A 25,069-nucleotide genomic window follows, 5' to 3' on the forward strand; every position below is an offset into this window, starting at 1 on the left:
CGCACTCCCGCACGGCCGCCCGATAACGGCGGAGTTCTGCCGCAGATCTGCCACGGACTTCACGGTTTCGGGTGCGCCCTGATCCGCGAATGCCGCCTAACATGATTGGATGGAAGGTGCCCGTATTCCCGCCTAGGAGTCGTCATGGCCATCAGCAGTGAGCTCGAACAACTGTTAGCCAGCTGGATACCTCGTCAGCCGTGGTTCCCCAAGCTCGCTGCAGACTTCGGCTCCGACCCCGACATCACCCCCATGTCGGTGGCTCGCGCGTTCACCTACACCGCCGAGGAGCTCGGTGGATTCGTCGGCCTCGTCACCGTCATCTCCGTCGGCGACGGCCCGACCCTGCGCCGCCTCAACATTCCCCTGACCCTGCGCGGCGCCGAGGACATCCACCTGCGTCATGCCCTCATCGGCCGCGTCGACGACCTCGCGCTCGGCACCGTCCATGTCTACGACGGCGCCGCCGACCCCGTGTTCGTCAACCTCATGGCCGATGCCATCACGAAACGCAAGGTCTTCGACGGCGGGCAGCTCTCGACGGAGTCCCTGCGCCATTCCCAGGAGAAGGCCGACGCCCGGGACCGAGCGTCGACGCCGTTCCCGGTGACCGCGAACGGGGCGGCCGCCTCGGCGAATCCCGCATCGGACACCGGCACCGAGGCGGTCCCGCCGAAGCCGGCCAAGGGTGACCTTGAGGTAGGGGCGAACGATGTTCTGCCGGTGGAGATCCGACCGATCGAGGTCGCGGACTCCGGTGCGCACAAGTCGACGGTCATCATCCATGACGAATACGAACCGTTGGAGCTGTCATTCTTCCGAGTGCTGGAGAACGGGATGCCGTCGTCGCTGACGATTCCCGTGCTGCTCACCGAGGCGGGGTCGCGCAGCGTGCCTGAGGTCATCGGATGGGGGTCCGGCCGCTGGTACGACATGTTCGAGGTGCAGGAGATGGAGGCGCCGATGGCTCTGCTCTCCCACGTCGACGTCGAGGCCGAACCGGCTTGGCGGGAAGCCGTGAACACCGTGTGTGCCGTGGATTCGGGATCGATCGGTGCGTACAACGCCCATGCCGCGGAGATGGGCCGGCGCATCGGAGAACTCCACACGGACATGGCCGCCGAGTTCGGCGTCGTCGAAGGCGCCGGCGAGCCGACGAAGCAGCTGGTTGCGAAGTGGGTCGAACGCATCGACTGGGCGCTCGGCCGGGCACCTTTGGCCTTGGATTCGCTGGTGCCGGAGCTGCGCGCCCACCGGGTGAAGGTGCAGGGCCTGGAGACCATCGGGACTCTGCAGAAGATTCATGGTGAGCTCACGCTCGACCATGTGGTCAGCTCACCGTCGGACGGCTATTCGGTGGTGAAGTTCACGGATTCGACGAATTCGGATCCGAAGCCTGCCGCCTTCGACCTCGTGGCGCTGCTGCGCAGCATCGACTATGCGGCCGGGTTCGCTCGGCTGCAGCGCACGGATGCGCTCGATTCCGAGGACGGATCCCTGGTGGTCAGCGGGTTCGGCAACGATCCGACGGCCCTGCGCGCGATCTTCGATTCGCCCGAATACCTGTGGGCCTCGCAGGTGCAGAATTCGCTGCTGTCCGGGTACTCCCGCGCCCGTGGCGAGAGCATCGGCCTGGGCGACCCCGTGCTGCGGGCAGCACTCATCGACCGCCTCCTCGTGGAGACCGTGACCGAGCTGCGCAACCGCCCGAACTGGCTGTCCGTGCCGTTGGCCACGCTCACCCTCGTGCTCAAGGGCAAGCCGTCCCGCGCCGAGGAGGCACCCACCGACAGGACACCCATCGACGAAGAGCGCACCCCTGACACCCTCGCCGACGTCGCTCCCGCCGGCGACGCTGCGCCCGCCGACGCCGAGCCGAGTGCTGCATTCACCGCGGCGGCACCTGTCGACGATACGACCACTGCCGATTCGGAGTCGGCCGCTGCCGCGCCCCGGGGAACGTCTGGTGCCGTAGCGGCGGCGATCGCGAGCTCGGGCGCTGATGATGCCGAGGCGGATGCCGCTCCGGTCGCGGACACCGCCGAGAACACTGTTGATGCCACAGCCGACTCGGACATCGACGATGTCGAGGACCACGCCGTCGTCCCGCCCGCGGACGACGCCGACGAGGAATTCGTCGACGAGGAAGAGTCGGAGGTTCCCGTCCAGCGGGTGCCCGCAACCTTCGCGGCTCGCGGAGCCACCTCCGAGGACGCGGACAGCACCGGCCACGAGTCGCCCCCGGCCAAGCCGACGAATGCCCCGAAGCTCGGCAAGACCTGGAACGAACGCGCGCACGATTCCGGCGACGGCAGCCGCACACCCGGCGACCGAGCCTCAGAGGAGCCGGACGAGGATTCGAACTCGGCCGGCAGTTCGGTGTTCGATGAGCTGCTCGGCACCGAGCGCAAACGGAACCGGATGAAGAAGCGGAAGAAGAACTGACCAGGTCGAATACTGTCGCGCCATGACTGCGACCCAGCGCTGCCCGGTCAATTGGCAGATGCTGTTGCGGTTGTGAGAAACTGTTCTGGCTCGGCCTCGCGCCGAGCAGGCCGGGTTCACTCCGGTGCTGTCACCGGCATCAGAGAACCGAGGGAAGCGTGTCCGAGCGGCCGAAGGAGACGGTCTTGAAAACCGTTGTGCGGCAACCCCGCACCGTGGGTTCGAATCCCACCGCTTCCGCCCAGTGAGAAGCCCCCGAGCACCTCGCATCAGCGAAGTGCTCGGGGGCTTCTGCATCCGGCGGCAGTGGGCCCGCTCGTTCAACAGGGAATCAGGTTATCGGTAGGTCCTCGCATCGATAACCTGATTCCCTGTTGAACGAGGAGGCCAGGCGCCGGCCCCGAGGCGCCGGCCCCCAGGCGCCGGCCCCGAGGCGCCGGCCCCCAGGCGCCGGCCCCGAGGCGCCGGCACCTGGCGGCTTCAGTCCTCGACCGGCACCTCGGGCTGGGGCGTCCCGGAAGGCTCGGGCTCCTCGGGCTCGGACATCTGGGCATCGGCCTCGGGGTCGTCGAAGCTGCGCACCGAGCGCCTGAAGCCGCGAGTCATCACAGCCAGGTAGATGATGCCGATCGTCAGCCAGATGATGCCGCCGATGAGCGCCGTCTTGTGCAGACTCACCCACAGCACACCGGTGAGGATCGCGCCGATGGACGGCATGATGACGAAGTTGAACGTTGTCTTGAAATCCACGACCTGCTTGGTTCGGAACGCGTAGTGGGCGATGACCGTGAGATTGACGAAGGTGAACGCGATGAGCGCACCGAAGTTGATGAGCGCGGAGATGAGCTCGAGGCTGAACGACATTGCTAGCAGGCACACGGCTCCGACGAGGACGATGTTGAACACCGGGGTGTGGGTCTTCGGGTTGATGTAGCCGAAGGCCTTCCGCGGCAGCACACCATTGCGGCCCATGACCAGCAGCATGCGAGACACGGAGGCATGCGAGGCCAGTCCCGAGGCGATCGTGGCCGCGAACGCAGCGGCGAGGAAGAATCCCTGGAAGACGTGGCCGCCGGTGAGGAAGCCGATCTCCGGCAGCGGGTCATCGACGATGGTGAACTGCGAATTGTCGGGAAACAGCAGCTGCGCGAAGTAGCTGGCGACGAGGAAGATCGCACCGCCGGCGATGACGGTGAGCATGATCGCCTTGGGCATGAGGTTCACGTGCTTGGCCTCGTTCGTGTACATCGTCACGGCGTCGAAGCCGATGAACGAGAAGCATACGACGGTCGCTCCGGTGAGCAGGGCGGAGAGTCTCACACCCTCATGGACGAAGGGCTCGGGGCTGAAGACGACTCCGGCACCGTCACCGTTGGTGAGATTGACGATCGCGAAGATGCAGAAGAGCGTGACCATGGTGACGGCGAAGGTGAGCAGAACGGCGTTGAAGTTCGCCGTGCCGCGCATCGACGAGGTGACGATGCCGGTCATGACGACCGTGTAGACGACGACCCACACCCACGGTGGGGCGTCGGGGACGAGCGACTCCATATACAGGCGCGCGATGAGGCAGTTGACCATCGGCAGCAGCAGATAGTCCATGAGCGAGGTCCACCCGACGAGGAAGCCGAGGCCCGGATTCATCGTCTCGCGGGTGTAGGTGTACGCCGACCCTGCGGTCGGGAAGATCTTGACCATCTTGCCGTAGCTGAAGGCCGTGAAGATCATGACGATGAGAGCGATGAGGTACGCCGAGGGTACTGCTCCCTTGGTCTCGCCGGACACGATTCCGAACGTATCGAAGACCACCGTCGGGGTCATGTATCCGAGTCCGAGCCCGACGATGGACCACAGCCCGAGGTTGCGCTTCAGTGAGCCGGAAGCAGCCATATCAATCCTCCCCAATGAGTCTTGCCGCTGCCGGTGCGCGCCTGTCGTCCTCGACGCCGCCCCGGCAGTGATGTGCGTCATGATCTTAACGTCTTCGGTACTGATTGCGAAACCGTCGACGATGAATATGCGAATAATAAGTGCCCGATTGAGATGGAATCAGTGACTTTCAGCAAAGATCACAACGATATCGGTAGTCTCACGGGGTTGTTCTGCACCGTTCCGGCCGCCTGCCGCAGACGGCGTCACAATCCCAGGGCGCCCGACACTCGCCCGGTCGTCACGGCCACCGCCTCGGCCTCGAACCGCCCAGTTATCGAACGAACCTTCAGGCCGAGATGGAAACAGAGTAGATTGCAGTCATAGGACTTAACGGACCCACAGTGAGGTGTGAGAGAAGTATGGCGATCGAAACGCTCAGTTCCCGACAGTCGGCAGCGTGGAAGGACCGGGTTCTGCCCCCGGTCGAAAAGGTCGCCGAAGGAGTCTGGGCCGTCCCCGTCCCGATCCCGGACAACCCGCTCGTCTACACCTACTGCTATGCGATCGCCGACGGCTCCGGGGTTGTCCTCATCGACCCGGGCTGGGACGGCAAGGACCAGTACCTGGCGCTCACCTCGGCGCTGGCGGACCTCGGCTTCAAGGTCAGCGACATCCACGGCATCGCAATCACGCACTACCACCGCGACCACATCGGTCTCGTGCCCGCGCTGCTGGCGAAGAATCCCAGCGCCTGGGTCGCCATGCACGGTGAGGACCTGCGCTCGATCAAACGCTTCTACACCAACGCCGTCGACCTCGGTACCGGGATCAACCCGAACCTCAACATCGCCCGCGCCTACGGGGTCCCCGAGGACCGCTGGGCCGAGGTCGAAAGCCTCCAGGTCGGCTCGAGCGGCACGAAGGCCGCACACAGCTCGACAGGCTCGACAGGCTCGACCCATGCGGATCGCACAGGCGAATCGATGAGTTTCTACCAGCAGGCCCTGCGGCAGCTGCCGGACACGGTCCACGTCCTCGACGACGGCACCGAACTGCCCCTGTCCGACGGCACCGTCCGGGCCATGTGGACACCCGGGCACACCTACGGGCACTCGGTATTCGTCCGTGAGGACGACGATCTGCTGTTCTCCGGCGACCATGTGCTGCCGACGATCACCCCGAACATCGGCCTCGACAGCGGGGCGATCACGCACAGCCTCGGCGATTATCTGCGCTCGCTGGAGAAGATCGGCCAACTCGACGAGGAGGTGGCGGTGCTGCCGGCCCACGGGTTCCGCTTCAGCGGACTCCACGACCGCAAGGCAGAGCTCGTCGACCACCACCACGCACGCCTCGACGAGATCCGCGCCCGGATGGAGGCCACCGATGACCACAGCGTCTTCTCGATCGCACAGGGCCTGCACTGGTCGCGCGGATTCGACAGTCTGCACAACTTCAACCTCTTCGCCGCCCTTGCCGAAACCGCCGCACACATGCATTATCTCGGTATCGACCTCGGCATCGGCTCGCTCGTCGGCCAGGACTGACCGGGTCCGACAGGAACCGACATGAGCGCACATCCCGTGCCCGGGTCGAAGGAACCGAAGGAGGATCCGTCATGAGCACCCAGTTCGTCCCCGCCGCCGACGTGCGGCCCGAGACCTTCACCGTCCGCGCGGCCGATCATATCGACCGCGGTCGCCGACGCGGACAGACGCTGCGCACCGGGATCGCCTCCACGCTCGCCGCGTATCGGCGGTACTTCGCTCACCTCTCCATCGCCGAGGCGGACGTGCGCTCCGCGGCGATGTCGAGTTTCGCTCGCCTGCAGGAATGGTCACCGACCGACGCCGAGGAGGTCGCCGCCGCGGCCGAGGGCGCCGGCGTCGAGGTCGCCGAGCTCATGGAGATCATCGCCCGCACCGAGATCATGACCCTGGCCGCGGCTGCTCCGACCGAATGTTCGACCGTGAGCTTCACCAGCCCGGGCGCCTCGGTGGCGGCGCAGAACTGGGACTGGGCCGCGGACTTCTCCACGCTGTGGCATATCAACGATGTCGGTTCCGTGCCTGGTCAGCACCGTCATGTGGGCATTGCGGAGTTCGGGATGCTCGGCAAGATCGGCCTCAACGAGGCCGGCGTCGGGGTCCTGCTCAACATCCTCAAACACACCGGCGACGGGCCCGGGGGAGTGCCCATCCATATGATCCTCAACCGGGTGCTCAGCCGGGCGAGCACCCTCGCCGAGGCGCTGGAGATCATCCACTCGAGCCCGACCTCATCGTCATCGATCATCACCGTCATCACCGCCGAGGCGGCCGTCCAGGTCGAGATCGCCGGCGAGACCAAACGCGAACGTCGAGCAGATGGTCGCGGATTCCTCATCCACACGAACCATTTCCTCCACCCCGATCTGCTCGACGGGGCGCTCGAGCTGCGCCCGGACTCGACCTCACAGGAGCGCGGCCGGCACCTCGAGCAGGTCGTTGCACGATTCGAAGCCGACCGCGCCGCGACTGGCGAGGCCGAGCCCGCCGTCGAGCCGCCCGAGCCCGCGGTAGGCGAGTCTGAGCCCGCTGCCGGTGACGCCGAGAACGCTGAAGCCGAAAACGCTGAAAGCGGGACGGCGGCCGATGCGCCTGTGAGCGTCGCCGACCTCACGAGACTGCTGACGACGGGTCCCGGCGAAGCGCCGGTGTGCTGCACCCCGGCCCCCGACGCCGCCTACGGCAATCGCTCGGCGACCCTGGTGAGCGTGCGCATCGACCCGGCGCGCAGACAGATCGACCTCGCCCCCGGATCGCCGGCCGATGGGATGCGCGGAAATCGTCGCTTTCAGCTCTGATCCGGCGGTCGATGCGGCGGCTCAGTCCTCGCCGTCGCCTGCGCCGTCGGTCTCGGACTTCGCCTCGGCGGCTTCGTTCTCGCGCATCTCGATGACCGCCTCGAGCGCGGAGGCGATTGCGTCCGCATCGTCCAGGGCCGCCTGGATGAGGCGCCAGGGCACGAGGTCGAGGTTCTGGTCGCCGATGACGAAGCGGACATAGGGCTGGCGGCTGCGCGGATCGTCGGCTTCGAGGTCGGTGCCGTAGCGCCACTGGCCGAAGCATGTCCGGCGGATGGTCTCGCCGATGAAGCGCATGGCACCGGCGGTGAACGGGGCCTCCTCCTCGTCCATCATGTCCTCGGGGGAGTCGTAGCGGACCGCGATCTGCTTGCCCAGCCGGGCCAGGCTCTCACGATCGAAGCCCCACGACGCGGGATCGGCCTGCTCCTGCGTCCACGCGGCGATGCCCGGTTCGACGGTGCCGATGAAGCGGGAGAGGAACTCGACCTCCTCCTCGCTCGAGTTCTCGGCCGTGAGCATGCCCAGGGACAGTCCCGTGCACTTGCGGCGCGGCAGTCCGTCCCCTCCGAGGAGCTCTCGGGCCTTGTTCAGCACCGCGGTGAACACCTCGGCGCTGCGCTGATCGACGGCCGTGAGCACGATGCCCACGAGCGGGATCGGCTCACCGGCGGCCGGGCCCTCCTCGGTGTCGGGGCGGATGAACGGCATCCCGCTGCCGGTGGTCTCGTCGTGGTCCCAGACCCCGCCGATCGCCCGCAGATAAGTCTCGCCGAGGTAGCGGATGAGGCCCTCGAAGAACCGCCGGTTCTCCGCTTCGAGGATCGCCTCGGTGCTGGGGAACTTCGAGAGCACGAAGAGTTCGAGCATCGGCAACGACTTCGGGCCGAAGTCCTTCGGGAACTTCACCGTCTCCCCGTCCTCCTTCTCGAAGGTCCCGGGCAGGTCGGCGAGGACGAACGCGCCGAGGCGGACGTCCATATTGTTGATGAAGGCAGTAAATTCGCGCTGAAGTTCATTCACGGGAACCACCTTAGTGCCTCAGGCCACGGAGTTGAGTCCGTGCGCAGTCAGACTTCGACCGTCACTCTGCCCGTCACTCTGCCCGTCGAGGCCGTCCGGCCGGCTCGCCGTGGCCGACCGGTTCGCCGTGGCCGACCGCCCCGTCTCGGCTGCCCGGCCGGTGTCGCGCTCAGTCGGTTTCGCAGGGCCTGAAGTCGATGAGGTGGATGAGGACCTCGACGATGAGGCTCGGGTCGATGTCGACGTGTTCGTCCATCTCCTTGCCGGCCGCGGCCGAGAGTGCGATCCGGTTGAACACGGAGATGATGACGGTGAGGAATTCCCCGATCGGCTGCTTCGTCGTGGCCCCGGCGACCTCGAGGGCCGTGGTCACGAGTGCGGCGAGCCGGTCGAGCTGAGTGGCGTTGAGCTCGAGGTAGCGGGCGTAGAGGTGGGGGACCCGCAGGCAGTAGAGCTCGATCTCCTGCTCGGTGATGGTCTCGGCCACCGTCTGCTTCTTCTCGTTGAAGACGTCGTCGATGAACTGTGTCATCAGCGCCTTGATCTCGGGCACCTCGGTGGTGGCAGTCAGCTGTTCGGTCCACCGTCGGATCGTCGCATCGAGACGGTCGAGGTTCTCCGAGGTGCGCATCTCGATGATGGCGAGCACGAGGTCGTCACGGCTGGAGAAGTTCGAGTAGAAGGCGCCACGGGTCAGTCCGCCCGCCTCGCAGATCTCCTCGATCGAGGCGCCGTCGATGCCGCGCACGGCGAACACCGAGGTCCCGGCCTGGACGAGGGTCGACCGGGTCTGGCGTCTGCGGGGGCTGAGTTCGTCTGTTGTCATCGTCATCTCGGGGCGGGGGTCGGGTCTGCCGATGCGGTCGCGGCGTCGTCGTCGACGACTGTGCGACCGCCTCGGCGGCTGAACATCTGATGGGAATCTTCGCGATTCCTGGAATCCATTTGCGTGGACGGTGAGGATTGCACAACAATGCAATACTGTATCCAATACACTTTTGTATCGAGGTTTCCGTGTCAACTTTCCTCTACGCCCTGGGCCGCCGTGCGTACCAGACCCCGTGGCGATTCATCGCCGCATGGCTGCTCATCTTCGTCCTCGTCGGAGCCGGGGTCGCCGCCTTCGCCAAGGACTTCGACGACGACTTCACCCTGCCGGGTTCCGAAGCGCAGACCGCGCTCGACTCGATGCAGTCGACCTTCCCCGAGGCGGCCGGAGTCTCCGCCTCGGTCATCGTCGTCGCGGACGAAGGCGATTCCGTCACGGATGCGAAGTACAAGGACGCGATCGGCGACGAGGTCAAGCGGCTCGAAGATCTCCCGCACGTCGACACGGTGACCTCCCCGTTCTCCGACCTCGTCGAGGGCGCCATCAGCAAGGACGACTCGGCGGCGATGATCTCCGTCCAATACGACGGCACCCAGCAGGAAGTCGGCGAAGACGCCGGGGACAACCTCATCGACGCCCTCGAACCGCTGCGCGACGACCTGCCCGGGGCACAGGTCGACGGCGGCGGCGAACTCTTCCAGATCACCGGCGTCGAGATCTCCTGGGTCGAAGGCGTCGGCGTGGTCATCGCCTTCATCGTCCTCCTGCTCACCCTCGGCTCCTTCCGCGCCGCCGGAATGCCGCTGGTCACCGCGCTCATCGGCGTCGGCATCTCCGTGCTGCTCATCGTCGGGGCCACGGCATTCGCGACGATCAACTCCTCGTCGATCATGCTCGCGCTCATGCTCGGCCTGGCCGTGGGCATCGACTATGCCCTATTCATCGTCTCCCGCGCCCGTGACCTGCTGGCCGAGGGACACGCACCCCTCGAGGCGACCGGCCGTGCCGTCGCCACCGCCGGTTCCGCCGTCGTCTTCGCCGGCATGACCGTGATGATCGCGCTCTTCGGACTGTCCCTGGCCGGCATCCCCTTCCTCACCATCATGGGCGTCGGTGCCTCCGGGTCCGTGGCCGTGGCCGTGCTCATCTCCCTGACGATGATCCCGGCCTTCCTCGGTCTCGCGAAGTCCCGAATCACGCCGAAGCCGACGAAGCGCTACCGGAAGGCCTTCGCCGCCGCCTCGGCGCGGGCAGACGAACGCAGCGCCGCCTCGGCGGGGAACTCCTCCACCGAGGCGGGGCCGAGCGATTCCGCCACCCGCGAGGAGATCGCCGACGAAGCCCGCGCCGAGGCGGGGGAACCGTACCCGAAGACGATCATGAACCGGTTCTTCGAACGGTGGCTGGCCGTCGTGACGAAGATTCCGCTGCTGACGATCGTCGTCATCGTCGGCGGTCTCGCGCTCTTCGCGATCCCCGCCACCCAGCTCCAGCTGTCACTGCCCACCGCGGGCGACCAGGAGCAGGGAACGCCCGCCCGGGCGACGTACGACCTCATCGACGAACACTTCGGGCCCGGCTACAACGGGCCGTTGGTGATGACCAGCGAGATCGTGACCAGCGATGACCCGCTCGACGATGTCGAGGACATCGAGAAGCGCATCGAGAAGGTCGACGGGGTCGAAGAGGTCATCATGGCCACCCCGAACCGGGATGCCACGACCGCGCTGTTCCAGATCATCCCGACCACCGCCTCCGACGATCCGGCCACGCTCGAAACCGTCGACCGGCTGCGGGACCTGAGCACGGAGATCGAGGACGACTACGACTTCGACACCGCCGTGACCGGCGCCACCGCGATCCAGATCGACGTCTCCGATCAGCTCGGAAAGGCGCTGCTGCCCTTCGGCATCTTCGTCGTCGGCCTGTCCATCATCCTGCTCATGATGGTCTTCCGGTCGATCGCAGTGCCGATCAAGGCCACAGGCGGGTTCCTCCTGTCCGTCTTCGCCTCCTTCGGAACGGTCGTCCTCGTCTTTCACGACGGACTCTTCGCCGCACCGCTGGGCATCGACTCGACAGGACCGGTCATCAGCTTCCTGCCGATCATCGTCATGGGCATCCTCTTCGGCCTGGCCATGGACTACGAGGTCTTCCTCGTGTCCGGGATGCGCGAGGCCTACGTCCACGGCGCTTCGGCCAAGGACGCCATCAAAGCCGGCTTCACCTCCTCGGCGCGGGTCGTCGCTGCGGCGGCGGTCATCATGTTCTCCGTCTTCGCGGCCTTCGTGCCCGCCGGTGAGCCGATCATCAAATCCATCGCCCTGGCCCTGGCCTCGGGAATCTTCGTCGACGCGTTCCTCGTGCGCATGTCGCTGGTGCCCGCGATCATGCAGCTCCTCGGCGACAAAGCCTGGTGGCTGCCGAAGTGGCTCGATCGGATCCTGCCGCGCCTCGACGTCGAAGGTGAGGGACTGGCCCACGAGGTGGCGCTGCGCGATTGGCCGGAGCCGAACTCGGACTACCGGGTCTACGGTCGCGGAATCGGCGTGTATTCGGGGGAGCGCGGCTTCGCCCGCGTCGACATCTCGCTGAGGCCCGGACAGATCCTCGTCGCCAGCGGCGCCGCGCGCAGGGCCCTGCTGCTGGCCGTCTCCGGCCGCGTCGGGCTCACGGCCGGAGAGATGAAGATCGGCGAGAACGTCCTGCCCGAACACTCCGGACGGGTCCGCCGCCAGGTGCCGTACTTCGACCTCACTTCAGGCGGAGCCGACCAGGCGATCAGCCCGCGCGACATCTCTCGGATGGCCGCCTCGGCGCCGGACCTGCTCATCATCGACGGTGCCGAGCACCTGAGCGAAGGAGCACGGGACGCGGCCGGACCCGGACGCGACCTGCGCGACCTCCTGCCGCAGCTCGTCGCAGACGGCACCACCGTCGTCCTCGGCCTGCCCGACGGCGATGTGACCGGGATCTTCAGCCCCGACACGAACTACTTTCACCTCGACCTCGACGAAGCTCGGCCCGATGGACGAGGCGAAACCGACAGCGAATCAGGCGGCGAACACACCCACGCCGCTGACAGCACCAACATGGAAGGCGTGCAGTCGTGAGACTCGAACGTGCGAACTCGAAGCGACCGGTGAACTGGCTCTCCCTCCTCGGCCTGGTCCTCATCCCCATCATCGTGGCGGCCGGATTCATCCTCGCCACCTGGAAGAGCGGCGACCGCCTCGACACCATCGAGGCGGCCGTCGTCAACAACGACGACGGCGCGAAGGTCGACGGCAAGACCGTGCCGATCGGGCGACAGCTCACCAGCGGCCTCGTGGGCGAGGATGAGAACAACATCCACTGGGTCATCACCGACGAAGACGAGGCTGAGAAGGGGCTGTCCGACGGCAAGTACGCCGCGCAGCTGACGATCCCCGAAGGCTTCTCCCGCGCAGTGACCTCGGTCGACGACGCGAAATCGGCGACCCAGACGCAGATCGACGTCGATGTCTCGGGCACAGTACCGGCTTTGGACACGCAGATCTCCCGTTCCGTCGCCGAGGTGGCCCGCACGACCTTCAATACGAAGATGACCGAGACCTACCTCGACAACATCTACGTCGGCTTCAACGAGATGGGCGAGCAGATGAAGGACCTCGGCGACGCCGCCGGGGAACTCGACAAGGGCGCCGAAGGACTCAAGGAAGGCACGGACAAGTCCGCGAGCGGCGCGGGTGAACTGGCTGCGGGGATGGAACAGCTGGGCAAGTCCGGCGGCGAACTCAAGACCGGTGCCTCGGACCTCTCTGACGGTGCCGGAGAGCTGTCGAAGGGCGCTTCCCAGTTGTCCGGAGGCCTGAACGAACTCGACAAGAAGACAGCGAAACTTCCCGACAGCACCCAGAAGCTCGCCGACGGTTCCGGCGAACTCTCCGACGGAGTCGACGAATACACGAAGTCGATCGACGAGATCATCAAGGGCTTCGCCGGATCCGGTGACTCCGGCGAAGGCGGACTCGACGACCTCGTTGACGGGGGAAAGAAACTCGACAAGGGCGCGCAGGGCGTGTCCAAGGGGGCCTCCGGCCTCTCCGATGGTCTGCACCAGTACCGTGACGGTCTCAAGAAGGGCGCTGACCAGGCCGATCAGCTGGCCGGTGCGAAGCCGGATCTCGACGGGCTCGTGAAGGAGGACATCATGACCGCGGCCGAGGCGAAGCAGGCGCGGGCCGAGATGTGCCCGACCGGCACCCCCGATCAGGTCTGCAAGGGCATCGAACAGGCCTACGCGCAGGGCCTGCTCAACGGCACGTCGGGTGGACTCAACACCGCCGTCGACGGGCTCGAGCAGGAGAAGGACGGCGCCTCTCTCCTCGGCGGGTCCGATGAACTCGCTGACGGCGCATCGGAGCTCTCCGACGGTGTGAGCAAGTTCGTCAAGGGACTCGAGGACGGCCTCGGGAAGCTGACGAAGGGCATGGCGGACATCTCGAAGAACGCTCCGAAGCTGCTCAAGGCCTCTCAGGGTCTGCGGGACGGTGCCGCCGGTGTCGCCGACGGCAACCAGCAGCTCGCCGACGGGATGCCGGCCCTGTCAAAGGGCGTCGGGCAGCTCGCGGACGGTTCTTCAGAGCTCTCCGACGGAGCCGGGCAGCTCTCCGCGGGGCTCGACGAGTACAGCACCGGTGTCGGCAAGTACACCGACGGTGTCTCCGAGGCCGCGACAGGCACCTCCGATCTGGCGGCCGGACTCGACGAACTCGACAAGGGCACCGGCAAATACGCGAAGGGTGTCAGCAAGTTCGCGGACGGAGTCAAGGACGGAGCGGACGATGTGCCCTCCTACACGGCTCCGGAACGCGACCAGCTGTCGAAGGTCGCCTCGGCGAACATCAAGGCCCCGAGCCCGGATGGTCTGACGAACGTCCTGGCAGGATCGACGATCGCGCTGCTGATCATGCTCGCCCTGTGGATCGGCGGGCTCGTCACGTACACGGTGCTCAAACCGATTCCGGCCTGGGCCCTGCTGTCGACGAAGCCCTCGCTCGCCGTGTGGGCCCGAGGTCTGCTGCCCGGCGTGGTCGTCGGTGTGCTGCAGGCGCTCGTGCTCTCGATCCTCGCGGTGACCGTGATGGACATCGATGCGGTCCAAGGCTTCGACATCGCGGTGCTCACCTTCGCCTCGGCGATCGTGTTCATGATCCTCAACTTCGCCCTCGTGGCGTGGTTCGGCGGAGTGGGGCGGTTCCTGTCGGTGATCGCCGTGGTCCTGGCCGTGGCCGGGCGGACGATCGGCGCGGTGCCGCAGTTCTTCGACTTTGTGGCACCGATCCTGCCGCTGACCCCGTCGATGAACGGCTTCGCCGCGATCGCCGCCGGCACCACCGGACAGGCCGCAGCCTACGGCGGACTGCTGGCCTGGGCGGTCATCGGCATCGTGATGTCGCTGCTCGCGATCGTCCGGGCCCGGACCACGAAGCCCGAAGCCGCCCTGGAAATGGCGTAGCCGCCATGGCGCGGGGCGTCGGTGGCGCGGGGCGTCGGTGGCGCGGGTCTGCGAATAGCCCAGTCTGAGTTGGATAGCCCACGTTTGAAGCTGGGCTGTGCACCTTAAACTGGGCTGTTCGCGTTCAGTGCTCGGCGTCTGGCGTCTGGCGAGAGCCCGCGGGGCTTCAGAGGAGGTCGAGGATCGCCTCTGCAACGGCGTGTGAGTCGTTGAGTGTGGCCGCATCGGTGCCGGGGTTCGCGGCGATCGCCAGACCCCACTGCTTCGACGACAGCTGAATGGACAATGCGAATCGGCGCGGGTTGACGTTTCCTTCGACATCGATCGTGCGATAGGGGCGAGGGGTGAGCGCGAGTCCGTTGAGGAACTTCTCCCGACCGTCGTCCAAGGTCAAGCGTGCTGCGGTGAGCTGACCGCGCTCGAGCATCCCGTACAGCAGGACATCGGCTGCGCGCGAGACGGAATTCGTCGGGGATGCGGCATCGATGACGACACTGCCCGTGATCTCACCGGCGGCCTGCGCCGAGGTGACCGTGAAGAGCTCCGGTCGCGGCCCCGGCGTTTTCGCCCCGGACGCCACATCGGCGGCCGTCCCGGATACCGCAGCGGCGTTCGCCTCACGCGCTTCGAGTGCGTCCGGGTTCTCCTCAATGCGCATATCGGGGCCGATGAAGGACACGATTCCCGCCTCGGCGAGGGCAAGGAGTTCGGCGATCCGCTGTGGGGGAGGCCCATCGCAGATGCCGGAGACGAAGCCCTCGAACCAGCCGAGGATCTCCATGTCGATGCTCACCCGATCGATGTGACCGGCGACGATGAGGTCCTTGAGCAGCAGGCGGGACTGCCACAGCACAGTGAACAATGCTTTCTCCGGGCTGCCGGTCGGACCGGCCAGGGAGCTGTGCAGGTCGGTGCGCAGGAAGTCGAGCATCCACTCGTGCAGGGAACCGGGCTCGCCGGGTTCGCGACTGGTGAACAGCTCGCCTTCGAGCGGGTTGAGCAGAGTGTGCAGAGACATGCGATCGGCAGGATCGGGCACGAGTGCCTCTTCGATCTCCGACCAGGCGAAGGCTTCGCGAGTGACGCGGCCCTGGCGGGCGGTCTCCTCGGTGGTCTCGGCGGCACCGGCATCGCCCGCCGCCTGCGGGTGGGTCTCCTGCCAGGTGCGTCGGGTCAGGTGGCGTGACACGGCCTCGCCGATGGCCTCACGCAGCTGACCGGGGTCATCGGCGAACGCTTCGGGACGGACCTGGGAGAGCGTGTGATAGTACGCCAAACGCAGATCGGCGAGGATGAGCGGCCACAGCTGGTCATTGAACCGCGCACCGGCTTTGCGCTCCCCATCGAGGTTGTCGAGTCCGGCGAGCAGCGCGACATTGTCCTTCGTGAAATACCGCAGCGGCCAGTCCCGCCGAGGATGCTCCTGACAGATCGGTTTGCTGCGATACGGGATTCCGCGACGTGATCCCAGCGCCAATCGCGGTTCGTCTCCGCTGGGCACATACTTCAGGTGCCCGCCGGGCTGCGGAAGATAGCGACCGTCGCGCTCATGAGTGAACAAGGTCTGCAGGTCGAAGTAGTTGAGCCCCATGCCACGGACGATGACACGCTCACCGGGGGCCACCTCGGCGACGGGGGTTTCTGCGGGCAGGCCCTGCGGCAGATACAGCCCGCCATTCTGCTCGGCGAACGCCGCGAGGCGGGCGCGCTCCTCCGGCTGGGCACTGGGGATGTGGCCGACGGCGAGCACGACGGCGCTGGCGACGATCGTCGTGCCGTTCTGGCAACGCACGAGCTGCTCGGGGACCGCGGCCCGTAATTCCTCGGGCGCGGATTGCGGGAGATCCATCGTGGGCAGGTCGATGACGGATTCGGCCTTCGTCGGATGCTCGACGATCTCGATGAAGTCCGGTGCGTGGCCGCGGATGCGGCGGTAGGCATCGCGGAGGTAGCGGCCGTAGAGGCTGCGGCTGGGGAACGTCGAGTGCAGCGGTTCGGTGCCGCCGTCCGCGACATACCACTCGGCCATGGACGGTCCGGTCGGCACATCATCGGGGCCGAGGAAGGTGCAACTGGAGTCGGGGAAGACCGTCTGCTCGGCAATGGTGGTGTTCATCAGCAGAGACTCGGGCTGGTCGGTGCGCCACACGATGCCGGCACCCGGCGGATACGGGTCGATGAGGTGGATAGTCAGCGCGGTCTCGGAGCTGCCAGCGAAGCGCTTCGCCGCCAACGCCACAAGCCTCTCCAGGACAGTGAGACCGCGCGGTCCGACGCCGATGATCGCGACCGCGGGGATGGGAGTCTGTGGGGTGTCGTTCACCCCTGCTCGCCGGTTCCGCCGTTAGGGCCGGGGTAGCCAGGGAAGTCGTCACCGGGCTTGTACCCCTTCGGGTAGCACTTGCCCTCAGCATCGGGCTCACCCGGCGTCGTCGTTTCGGTGGGGGCCGCCTCGGCGCCGCCTTCCTCGGTCGCACCATCGGCGGAGTCCGCAGCTTCGGCACTGTCGGCACCTGCATCCTCGGTGGCGGTGTCCTCGGACGCATCCGCACTGTCACCGGACTCCTGGGACTTGCTGCCGACGTTCGTCGGCTTCGGAGTCTCCTCGCCGTCCGATGCACCCTTGACCTCGCCGAGGATCCACTTATGGAGGACATCGAAGTCGGGGTCGTAGGTGGGGGTGACATCGTTGTTGATCTGGACCGTCGTGACGTCGCCTTTCTGCATCATCAGGGCGAGCTCGATGAAGGCCGGGATCTCGTTCTGCGGAATCGAGGTCGCGATGTTCCGGGTCGCGGAGTTCGCGAGCTTCGGATAGGCCGTGGCGATCTCCTGCGGATCGATCTGTTCGAGCGTGGTCTTGAGCATGCGCTGCTGACGGCACATGCGGTCGTAGTTGTCGCTGCCTTCGCGGGAGCGGACGTACCACAGTGCGTCCTTGCCCTTGAGCACCTGCGGGCCGGGATCGACCCAACCGTAGACCTCGTTCTTCACGCCGGACATCGACGTTCCGCCGCCCATCGGGATGGGGCGTTCGACGTCGATCTGGACTCCGCCGATGGCATCGACCACATCTTCGAACCCGGCCATATCGACCGCGGCCCAATAGTCGAGCTTCAGCCCCAGCGAGCCTTCGACAGCCTGCATCGTCGTCCACATTCCCGGTTCGAGTCCGTGGTCGTCGCCGATCTTATCGGGGTTCTGCTCACCCCACTGCCACACGGCGTTGATGAGGTCTTCGGAGGGGTCGCCGGAGGGGCGGAACCCGTCTGGCCAGGCCTTTTCGAGTTCGCTGTCTTCGGGGAAGATCGGGAACGCGAGGTTGCGGGGCACGGAGATGAGCGCGGCGTTGCCGGTCTTCGTGTCGATCGAGGCCACGAGCATCGTGTCCGGGCGTGTGCCCTCACGGTCGTCGCCGTTGTCGCGGCCCATGAGGAAGACGTTGATGTACGGCTTGTCCGCCCAGAGCTCCTCGGGGCTGTGGGCCTTGCCTGTGCTGTCACCGAAGAGGCTGGCCACAGTGTCCGACTGCACGCGTGCGAAGACGGAGCCGACGCCCAGCGGGATGCCGATGATGAGGGCCAGGGAGACGACGAGGATGCCTGCCATCTTGTTCTGCCAGGGCCGGTATTTGTGCCCGCGGCGCAGCCCGAGGTGTGACACGATCATCACGAGGATCCAGATCACGGCCACGAGCACGGCGGCGATCGCGAGGAAGTTGAGCAGAGAGGGGCTGGCGACGACCGTGGCGATAGCCCGCACCGGCCCCTTGACCAGTAGATACACGAGCCCGGCGAGGAGAGTGAGGACGAAGAGTCCGAACACGACGAGGCCGGCGGGACGGAATCGTGTGCGCAGCAGTCCGATTCCGGGCAGCAGCGTACTCAGCGAAGTCCAACCGACGAGGCTGGGGAAGGTTTCGCCGAGGCGGGAGGAATGACGGCGGGCCCGTGCCGGTCCGTGCTCGGCGGGCTTCGCGTTGTGCGTTGGGCCGTTGTCGTCGGCTCTTCTGGCGGCAGACGATGCTCCGACAGCGGATGCTGTGCTGCCCGCGCCGACCGCTGCTGCGGCCGCGGCATTGCGTGTTGATCGTGCGGCTGGTGCCTTCTTCCGGCCCTGGCCGCGGGATTCGGCGGAGTGCCGTTCGCGTGCATCGCGGCGGGTCGTCGGCGCGTCTTCCGTGCAAAAGTTGTCCGATCGGGCGGAGTCACGGGGATCCCTCGCCGAAGTGGCCGATTCGCTGCGTGCGAACGTGCGCGGGGCATCGTGGGCAGCATTGCGGTGGAAGTTCGCGTCGAAAGCGTCGGACGAGTTCGAATTCGAGTTCGCTGCGGCGGCGACTCCGGCTGCTGAAGCTCCGCTGGCGGCGGCAGCGCGCAGCATCCGTGCTTCGCGGCGAGTGCGCGGAGCTACCGGGCGCGGTGGTGGAGCATGCGGTGACCGAGCGGCGGAATCCTGGCCGGAGTTCTCGCCGGGCCGGCGGGGCTCGACTCCCTGAGTTGGTTGCTGTTGCGCGTCACGGCGGTAAGCGTCGGCGCCGTAGCGGGAATCGGCACTGTAGCCGGAATGCGCGCTGTGAGGGGAGTCTGCCTGCTCGGGTATCGACGGACGCGAGTTCTGCTGTTGCGAGCGGGCGTGCGAGCTCGACTGCGGTGTCGAATGATCGTCGCTGGCGGCGGTGTCTCCACGGAAGCGGGGGCGAGAGGAGGCGCGGAGCCGACGACCAGTTGTCTGGGAATTGGGGTCGCTCCCGTGCGGTCCGCGCTTGTCAGGGGGAAACTCTGGCAAGTTGTCTTCTCCTCAGAACTGTCTACTCGTGCAGTACGGCCCGCTCGCCGTTCTCCTCTCGGGCGCAGGGAACATCGCCGTCGTCGTCGGGTAATCGACCGGTGTTCCCGCGGGAAGAAGAGTTCGGACCGCAAAGCACTTCACGCCGATTTTACGCCCGGACATTGATGAATGCTGGAATTCCGGTGTGGGAGAGCAGTGCAGAAGGGACATTCGGCCCGGTTTCGCGGGCTTCAGCGGTGGACCGGATTATGACGAAGCCCACTCTCCGACTCCGCGCTTTGCCCTGGATGCCACCTTTACCTTAGGCTGTTATCTGTAGTGCTGGAGGGTGTGTCACCGTGCATTTCGCCGGAGCGGATCACCGTACTGCAAAGGAGTCGTGGCTGAGCGGCCGAAAGCGTCACCCTGCTAAGGTGAAGTCCTCCAATAGGGGGACCGTGGGTTCAAATCCCACCGGCTCCGCATTAAGCAGAACCCCTGCGATCCGATGAGATATCGGGTGTAGGGGTTTTTGCGTTCCCGCCGAATCGCTTGCGCCCAGATTCCACGGGTTATAGGCCAAAATGTGTGTATGGGCAGGGCGTGTCGATGCTGGTTCTCACCGGGTTCTGCCGCCCCAGCCCTTCTGGATCCCATTGCCATCCTCGACGCTGAATCCCGTCCCGTAGAGAAGATTCGTCTCCTCTCGGCCCGTGTCGGGTTTCACCACATTCGGGACGCTGCGCGGTGGTGTCCACGCTCGTGGAGTAACGAACGACCACGGGTCCTTGGGTGCCTCGGTGCGCAGATACAACAGCCAGTCGACTCCTCGGCGGGCATGATCGATGTTCAGTCCTCGATGGGCTCGGAGGAAGTCCTTGATCGCTTTGTTCGGGCCGCCCTCTAATGGGTTCGTAGTCTTCGCGATCGTGTAGTCGTCTTCGGCTAGTTCTAGGGCGTGTCTGATAAATTTCCCGGCGGGATTCTGAAACCCTGGAATCGTGTCTCGATTCCAACTACTCACTGATGACCAATGGGCTCTCATCGCCGACTACCTCCCGGCACCGACCGGCCGACGAGGCCGCCCGTTCTCCGATCCCAGACAGATGATCGAGGGCATCATCTACCGCTACCGCACCGGTATCGCTTGGCGCGATCTGCCCGAGACCTTCGGCAAATGGCAGACCGTGTGGACCTGGCACCGCCGCCTCGCCGCCGACGGCACCTGGGATGCCATCCACCAGGCTCTGACTGTCCACGCGGCAAAGAATGACAAAGTCGACTTCACCGTCTCAGTCGACTCCACGATCGCTCGCGCACATCAACACGCGACGAACATCAGCCGCCTAAAAAAGGGACTCGTCGAATTACAAGGATCTACTGACAGAGTCGCCTGACCACGCTTTCGGCCGCTCGCGCGGAGGCTTGTCAACAAAGACTCATCAGCTCGTCGATGGCCACGGACTGCCGCTGGTGTCAATCTGCACCGCTGGCCAGGACGGCGACAGCCCGATGCTCGCCCCTCTGTTGGACAACCTTCAGGTCGGTCGACGCACCCGCCCGGACGCCGTCCTTGGCGACAAGGCCTACTCATCGAGAGCGAACCGGTCACTGCTGCGGTCGCGGAAGATCGAGGCAGTCATCTCCGAACCCTCCGATCAGCAAGGCCATCGTCTCCGGCGAGGATCAAAGGGTGGCCATCCACCGAAGTTCGATGCAATCAAATACAAGGGCCGCAATGTCATCGAGCGCGGGTACGCCCGTTTGAAGCAGTGGCGAGGACTGGCCACTCGCTATGACAAACTCGCCGTCGTCTATCGAGCCGCTGTCGTGCTCAACGGTGTCATCGCTTGGTTACAGCATTTATCAGACACGCCCTAGCCACGTGAACAGTTGCCGGTCGCGGAGGAGTCCTGTCAGCAGGTTGTGGGCTCGACGGGTCCGAAGATGCGTGTACCACCAGCGCTGTCCCGGCTTCACGTGTGCCGGTCGGGGTGTTCCTGACCGCACCTGGGTGCGGTGTTTGAGGAACGACTCCCATTTCGCTTCCCAGGACGTGAATGCGCCTGTCCACTTCGCGGCTTCGTCGAGGCTGGTGACCTTCGGCAGCATCTTGAACAGGCCGAGGAGTTCCTTGTTCGCCGGCAGGACAGGCCGCATGGTCAGGTACCGATGTGCGGCCTGTCGGATGTGGAAGTGACACCGTTGGATACGGGTGGTCGGCCAGAGTCGCTTGATCGTTGTCGTCAATGGTCCGTTGCCATCGACGATCGCAGCCACCGGGGCGGGGATGCGGCTGATGAGGGCTGTCCAGGACGCGTTCTTCTCCTGGTCGCACCATTGCCAGTCGATGACGTGAGTGCCGGTGTAGGCGATGAGCACGCACCAACCGTTGAAGTAGGTGCCGTCGAGCATGATCTGGTCATGGATCTCGCCTGTCAGGACCACCCTGGGGGTTACGTTCCAGCACCATTGAATCTTTCGTGTGAAGGTACGAGTGCTGGTAGCGAAATCGCCTCGTGGCTGCGTGCTGGTCAACCATGCGATGAAGCTGTTGAAGTCTGCCTTCTTCGCCGAATCGGTGCGCGTCTGAATTGCTGAACAGCCGCAGTGTTTGCACCGCCACCTGGTGCGTCCGGCACCGGTTTTGCCATTCTTGACGAGCTTGTTTGCACATACACCACAGACGGGGTGATTTCTGGGATTGGGCACTGAACATGGTTGCAGAGCATGTTCAATCCAGTCTTGCCCTACTGGCTACTGGGCAAGCAGGCCATCCTGTACACACATTTTGGCCTATAACCCGATTCCACCCCCACTTCTCATCAAAAGCGGCTTCAAAGTGCATTTGTGGTGATCGTGATCGGGGCGCATGAATTTCGAGCCTGCGGGTGCTGAACCCGGAGTTCATCTTGATATACGTGCTGTGTAGTGAAAGTTCACTTGTCCGAGGTAGGATGATCCGCGACCATCCCCGCCACCGGAGCTGACCAGGACAAACACGGCTCCGGCGACACTTGAGGAGATCTCTATGTCCCCGATCAGCAGGACAGCTCTGTCCGCTGCCGCAGCCGTTCTCGCGCTGACACTGACCGCCTGTTCGTCCGGCGACGATGCGGACAAGCAGAGTGCTGACGATGCACAGACCCAGGAATCAACGGAGGAGTCCAGCGAAGCCGCTGGTTCCAAGGGGGAATCCGGATCCGCCGAGGCGGCCGGCCTCGACCCGAATAATCTGCCCGATCCTGTCGCCACTCAAGACATCCCCGCGACCGTCAAAGGTGACGACGAGGCAACGATGACTGTTCAGCTGTTCCCATTGAAGCGGAAGGGCGAGACTCTCGTGGCGCAGTTCGCGTTCACCGTGAACTCGGAGAAGGCGGCCGATGAGGATGATCCCGGCGACAATCTCTACGGTTACCTCGGCAATGGAAGCTGGAGTCCGTTCCTTGTCGACTCTCAGAACCTGCGCAAGCACCATGTGCTCAAGTACAGCGTCGATAAAGCACAGACGGACTCTGTGGGTACGAACTTCAAGCCCGGCCAGACCCACTACGCTTTCGCTGTCTTTGCCGCACCGCCACCGGACGTCGATGAAGTTGAGGTCTCTGTCGTCGACGGGATGAATCTCGTTACCGGAGTGAAGATCTCGTGAAGCACGCAGCTGCCGGACCGGTCGCGGTGCTGTTGGCTGCCGGCCTCGTTGTCGCCGGTCCAACCGCATCTGCATTCGCTGACCCTGTGACTCCGCAGGATATTGCCGATCGCGGTACTCCGACACCGGATGACTTCACTGATCCTGACCAGTCGCGGATCGACGAAAGTATCGTCGAACTCGAACCTGGCATCCATGACCTGGAGAAGGGGATCGAAGACGTTGAGACGACGAAGGTCAGCGGCGGCGACACCGTGGTCACCCTCGATACCGATATCCTTTTCGACTTCGACTCGGCCGAACTGAGCGAGGCCGCGAAGAAGAAGATCAAGGAACTCGTCAAGGACCTGCCCACCGACTCCGAGATCATCGTCGGCGGACATACGGATTCCAAGGGCGAGGACGACTACAACAAGAAGCTCTCCGAAGACCGTGCGAAGGCCGTGGCCGACGTGCTCACCTCGGAGAACTCCGACCTTGACGTGGCGGCAAAGGGCTTCGGCGAGTCCGAGCCCGTCGAGTCGAATGAGAAGAACGGCAAAGACGACCCCGAGGGCCGGGCGAAGAACCGTCGCGTCGAAATCCGCTACGAAGACTGAGCCTGATCTTGGGCTGTTCGGGAAGAGCGGCTGAGACCATTGACGAACCTGACAGCACTGCATAGCGTCTCTTTCAATAGATGGTCATACATGAGGCAACTTCGGTGACGTCGGCCCTGATCCGGCGGCGAAGCAGCCGGTTCGGGGACCAACGGAGGGCAACCGATTGAAGACAGTCATCATCGGAGGCGGCGTGGTCGGGCTGACCAGCGCCTACGAACTGGCGCTGAGTGGACACGACGTCACCGTCATCGAGGCTGCCCGATGCGGTGCGGGTGCCTCCCACGGAAATGCCGCAAAGATCGCTATCGCCGAGAGCACCCCGGTGCCTGCCCCAGGGGTGCTGCTTCAGGGGATCCGATGGATGCTCAAGCCCGACAGCCCACTATCGATCAAGCCGTCCCTTGCGCCCGGCTATCTCAAATTCCTTTTGCAGATGGCCAGGCACTGCAACGCACGTGACTTCGAAGCCGGACTCGACCTCCACCTGCGCCTCGGCGAGGATGCGAACGATCTCTTCGATGAGTACCAGGCTCAAGGCATCGACTTCGAGATGCACGACCGTGGTGTGCTGCTGGCTTTCGAGACTCGGGAACGCTTCGACGAGCACTGTGCGAGCCTGCCCGCTTTCGAGGCCGCGGGCCACCGGCCGCGGCGACTGCATGATGACGAAGTCCGCGAGGCCGAACCGGCTCTCAGCGATCGAATCCGCCACGGTCTGTCCTTCTCGGCTGACCGACAGATCGAACCCGATTCTCTGACAGCGGGCCTCCTCGCGAAACTCTCTGATCTCGGCGTAGTCGTGCGAGAAGACACTCGGGTCGGACGCTTCGTTCGCTCCGGCGACGCTGTGACCGCAGTTGTCACCTCGGACTCGGAGGTCATCAAGGCCGATGCACTTGTCATCTCGGCCGGTGTCCCGTCCGGCGTGTTGGCCGGGCAACTCGGTCAGAAGGTCCCGATCTACTCGGGCAAGGGCTACAGCATTGACTACTCACCCGCTCCGATTCAGCTGCGCACATCCCTGACCCTCGAAGATGCTCGCGTCGCCCTCACTCCGCTGAACGGCATGCTCAGGCTCGCGGGCACGATGGAGTTCGGCAGCACGGACGACGACGTCAACGAGGTCCGCGTCGGTGCGATCCGCCGCGCGGCTCAGGAAGCATTCCGTGATTGGGGCGACGGTCAGGGAGAACTGGCTCCATGGGCTGGGTCGCGCCCCATGACTCCTGACGGCCTTCCCGTCATCGGGCGCCTGGACTCCGTGAAGAACGCCTACAACAACTCCGGAGATTCGATGCTCGGTCTGACATTGGCACCGGGATCTGCTCGGCTGCTATCCGGACTCATGACTGGTGGAAGCTCGACGCTGCCCGGTGAGCAGCTCGCTCGTGTGTCCCCGAATCGTTCCTGAACGATTTACGTCAACGCCGCACGGGCCCGAACTCACGAGGATGGGCTCATGACCACACAGCAAGTCGCCGGCAGCGAAATCGTGGGCTGAGGCCCGCCCGAGCAGAGACGAGGGAAC

General features: G+C 65.1%; 15 protein-coding genes and 2 tRNA genes. 11 read left to right on the forward strand and 6 right to left on the reverse strand.

From position 1 onward, the window contains the following. Positions 1 to 144: 144 nt before the first annotated feature. Positions 145 to 2,445, forward strand: coding sequence for a hypothetical protein (locus EB836_RS09720; RefSeq protein WP_135539867.1), 2,301 nt, complete (start codon positions 145 to 147; stop codon positions 2,443 to 2,445). A gap of 152 nt (positions 2,446 to 2,597) precedes the next feature. Then, a tRNA-Ser gene (locus EB836_RS09725) sits at positions 2,598 to 2,685 on the forward strand. 240 nt (positions 2,686 to 2,925) lie between these two features. Here EB836_RS09725 and EB836_RS09730 read toward each other — a convergent pair. After that, positions 2,926 to 4,335 (reverse strand): APC family permease, encoded by a 1,410-nt coding sequence (locus EB836_RS09730; RefSeq protein ID WP_135539869.1) that lies wholly within the window; start codon positions 4,333 to 4,335, stop codon positions 2,926 to 2,928. Positions 4,336 to 4,736: 401 nt separating this feature from the next. Here EB836_RS09730 and EB836_RS09735 point away from each other — a divergent pair, with 401 nt between their 5' ends. Then, on the forward strand, positions 4,737 to 5,864 hold the full coding sequence (locus tag EB836_RS09735) for an MBL fold metallo-hydrolase (protein ID WP_135539871.1): 1,128 nt from the start codon (positions 4,737 to 4,739) through the stop codon (positions 5,862 to 5,864). Positions 5,865 to 5,935: 71 nt separating this feature from the next. Next, entirely contained in the window at positions 5,936 to 7,162 is a 1,227-nt protein-coding gene (locus EB836_RS09740; RefSeq protein ID WP_135539873.1) for a C45 family peptidase, read from the forward strand. A gap of 21 nt (positions 7,163 to 7,183) precedes the next feature. On the opposite strand, the gene EB836_RS09745 is transcribed toward EB836_RS09740, so the two are convergent. Then, positions 7,184 to 8,185 carry a hypothetical protein gene (locus tag EB836_RS09745; protein ID WP_135539875.1) on the reverse strand — a complete coding sequence of 334 codons (1,002 nt, stop codon included), beginning with the start codon at positions 8,183 to 8,185 and terminating at the stop codon, positions 7,184 to 7,186. Positions 8,186 to 8,354: 169 nt separating this feature from the next. Next, positions 8,355 to 9,011 (reverse strand): TetR/AcrR family transcriptional regulator, encoded by a 657-nt coding sequence (locus EB836_RS09750; protein ID WP_135539877.1) that lies wholly within the window; start codon positions 9,009 to 9,011, stop codon positions 8,355 to 8,357. Between the two features lie 188 nt (positions 9,012 to 9,199). Here EB836_RS09750 and EB836_RS09755 point away from each other — a divergent pair, with 188 nt between their 5' ends. Further along, a complete protein-coding gene (locus tag EB836_RS09755) occupies positions 9,200 to 12,127 on the forward strand; it encodes an MMPL family transporter (RefSeq protein WP_135539879.1) in 2,928 nt (975 codons plus the stop codon). Next, complete coding sequence (locus tag EB836_RS09760) at positions 12,124 to 14,514, forward strand: YhgE/Pip domain-containing protein (RefSeq protein ID WP_135539881.1); 2,391 nt, start codon at positions 12,124 to 12,126, stop codon at positions 14,512 to 14,514. Before EB836_RS09755 ends, EB836_RS09760 begins: the two co-directional genes overlap by 4 nt. Before the next feature lie 166 nt (positions 14,515 to 14,680). Here the strand turns inward: EB836_RS09760 and EB836_RS09765 are convergent, their stop codons facing one another. After that, positions 14,681 to 16,837: an FAD/NAD(P)-binding protein gene (locus EB836_RS09765; protein WP_135539883.1), complete on the reverse strand. Its 2,157-nt coding sequence runs from the start codon at positions 16,835 to 16,837 to the stop codon at positions 14,681 to 14,683. Further along, entirely contained in the window at positions 16,834 to 18,897 is a 2,064-nt protein-coding gene (locus tag EB836_RS09770; RefSeq protein WP_135539885.1) for an LCP family protein, read from the reverse strand. The genes EB836_RS09765 and EB836_RS09770 overlap by 4 nt, the downstream gene beginning before the upstream one ends. Before the next feature lie 781 nt (positions 18,898 to 19,678). On the opposite strand from EB836_RS09770, the gene EB836_RS09775 reads away from it, so the two are divergent. Together EB836_RS09775 and EB836_RS09780 are read left to right on the forward strand one after the other, a co-directional pair. Then, positions 19,679 to 19,767: transfer RNA gene (locus EB836_RS09775), tRNA-Ser, on the forward strand. Between the two features lie 518 nt (positions 19,768 to 20,285). Next, positions 20,286 to 21,165 (forward strand): IS5 family transposase gene (locus EB836_RS09780; RefSeq protein ID WP_135539887.1). Its coding sequence is split into 2 segments (ribosomal slippage): positions 20,286 to 20,642 and positions 20,644 to 21,165, totalling 879 coding nucleotides; the frame shifts between segments, so codons are not numbered across the junction. Here EB836_RS09780 and EB836_RS09785 read toward each other — a convergent pair. Then, on the reverse strand, positions 21,151 to 21,996 hold the full coding sequence (locus EB836_RS09785) for an IS1249 family transposase (protein ID WP_167854417.1): 846 nt from the start codon (positions 21,994 to 21,996) through the stop codon (positions 21,151 to 21,153). The genes EB836_RS09780 and EB836_RS09785 overlap by 15 nt on opposite strands. Before the next feature lie 319 nt (positions 21,997 to 22,315). On the opposite strand from EB836_RS09785, the gene EB836_RS09790 reads away from it, so the two are divergent. From EB836_RS09790 to EB836_RS09800, 3 genes are all read left to right on the forward strand, one after another. Next, a complete protein-coding gene (locus tag EB836_RS09790; protein ID WP_135539890.1) occupies positions 22,316 to 22,939 on the forward strand; it encodes a hypothetical protein in 624 nt (207 codons plus the stop codon). Continuing rightward, positions 22,936 to 23,538, forward strand: a complete 603-nt coding sequence (locus tag EB836_RS09795; RefSeq protein WP_101598897.1) for an OmpA family protein — start codon at positions 22,936 to 22,938, stop codon at positions 23,536 to 23,538. The genes EB836_RS09790 and EB836_RS09795 overlap by 4 nt, the downstream gene beginning before the upstream one ends. A gap of 166 nt (positions 23,539 to 23,704) precedes the next feature. Further along, positions 23,705 to 24,952 carry an FAD-dependent oxidoreductase gene (locus tag EB836_RS09800; RefSeq protein ID WP_135539892.1) on the forward strand — a complete coding sequence of 416 codons (1,248 nt, stop codon included), beginning with the start codon at positions 23,705 to 23,707 and terminating at the stop codon, positions 24,950 to 24,952. The last annotated feature ends 117 nt before the right edge of the window (positions 24,953 to 25,069 follow it).

Origin of the sequence: Brevibacterium sp. S111 (assembly GCF_004745075.1) — a bacterium.
Taxonomy (GTDB): Bacteria; Actinomycetota; Actinomycetes; order Actinomycetales; family Brevibacteriaceae; genus Brevibacterium.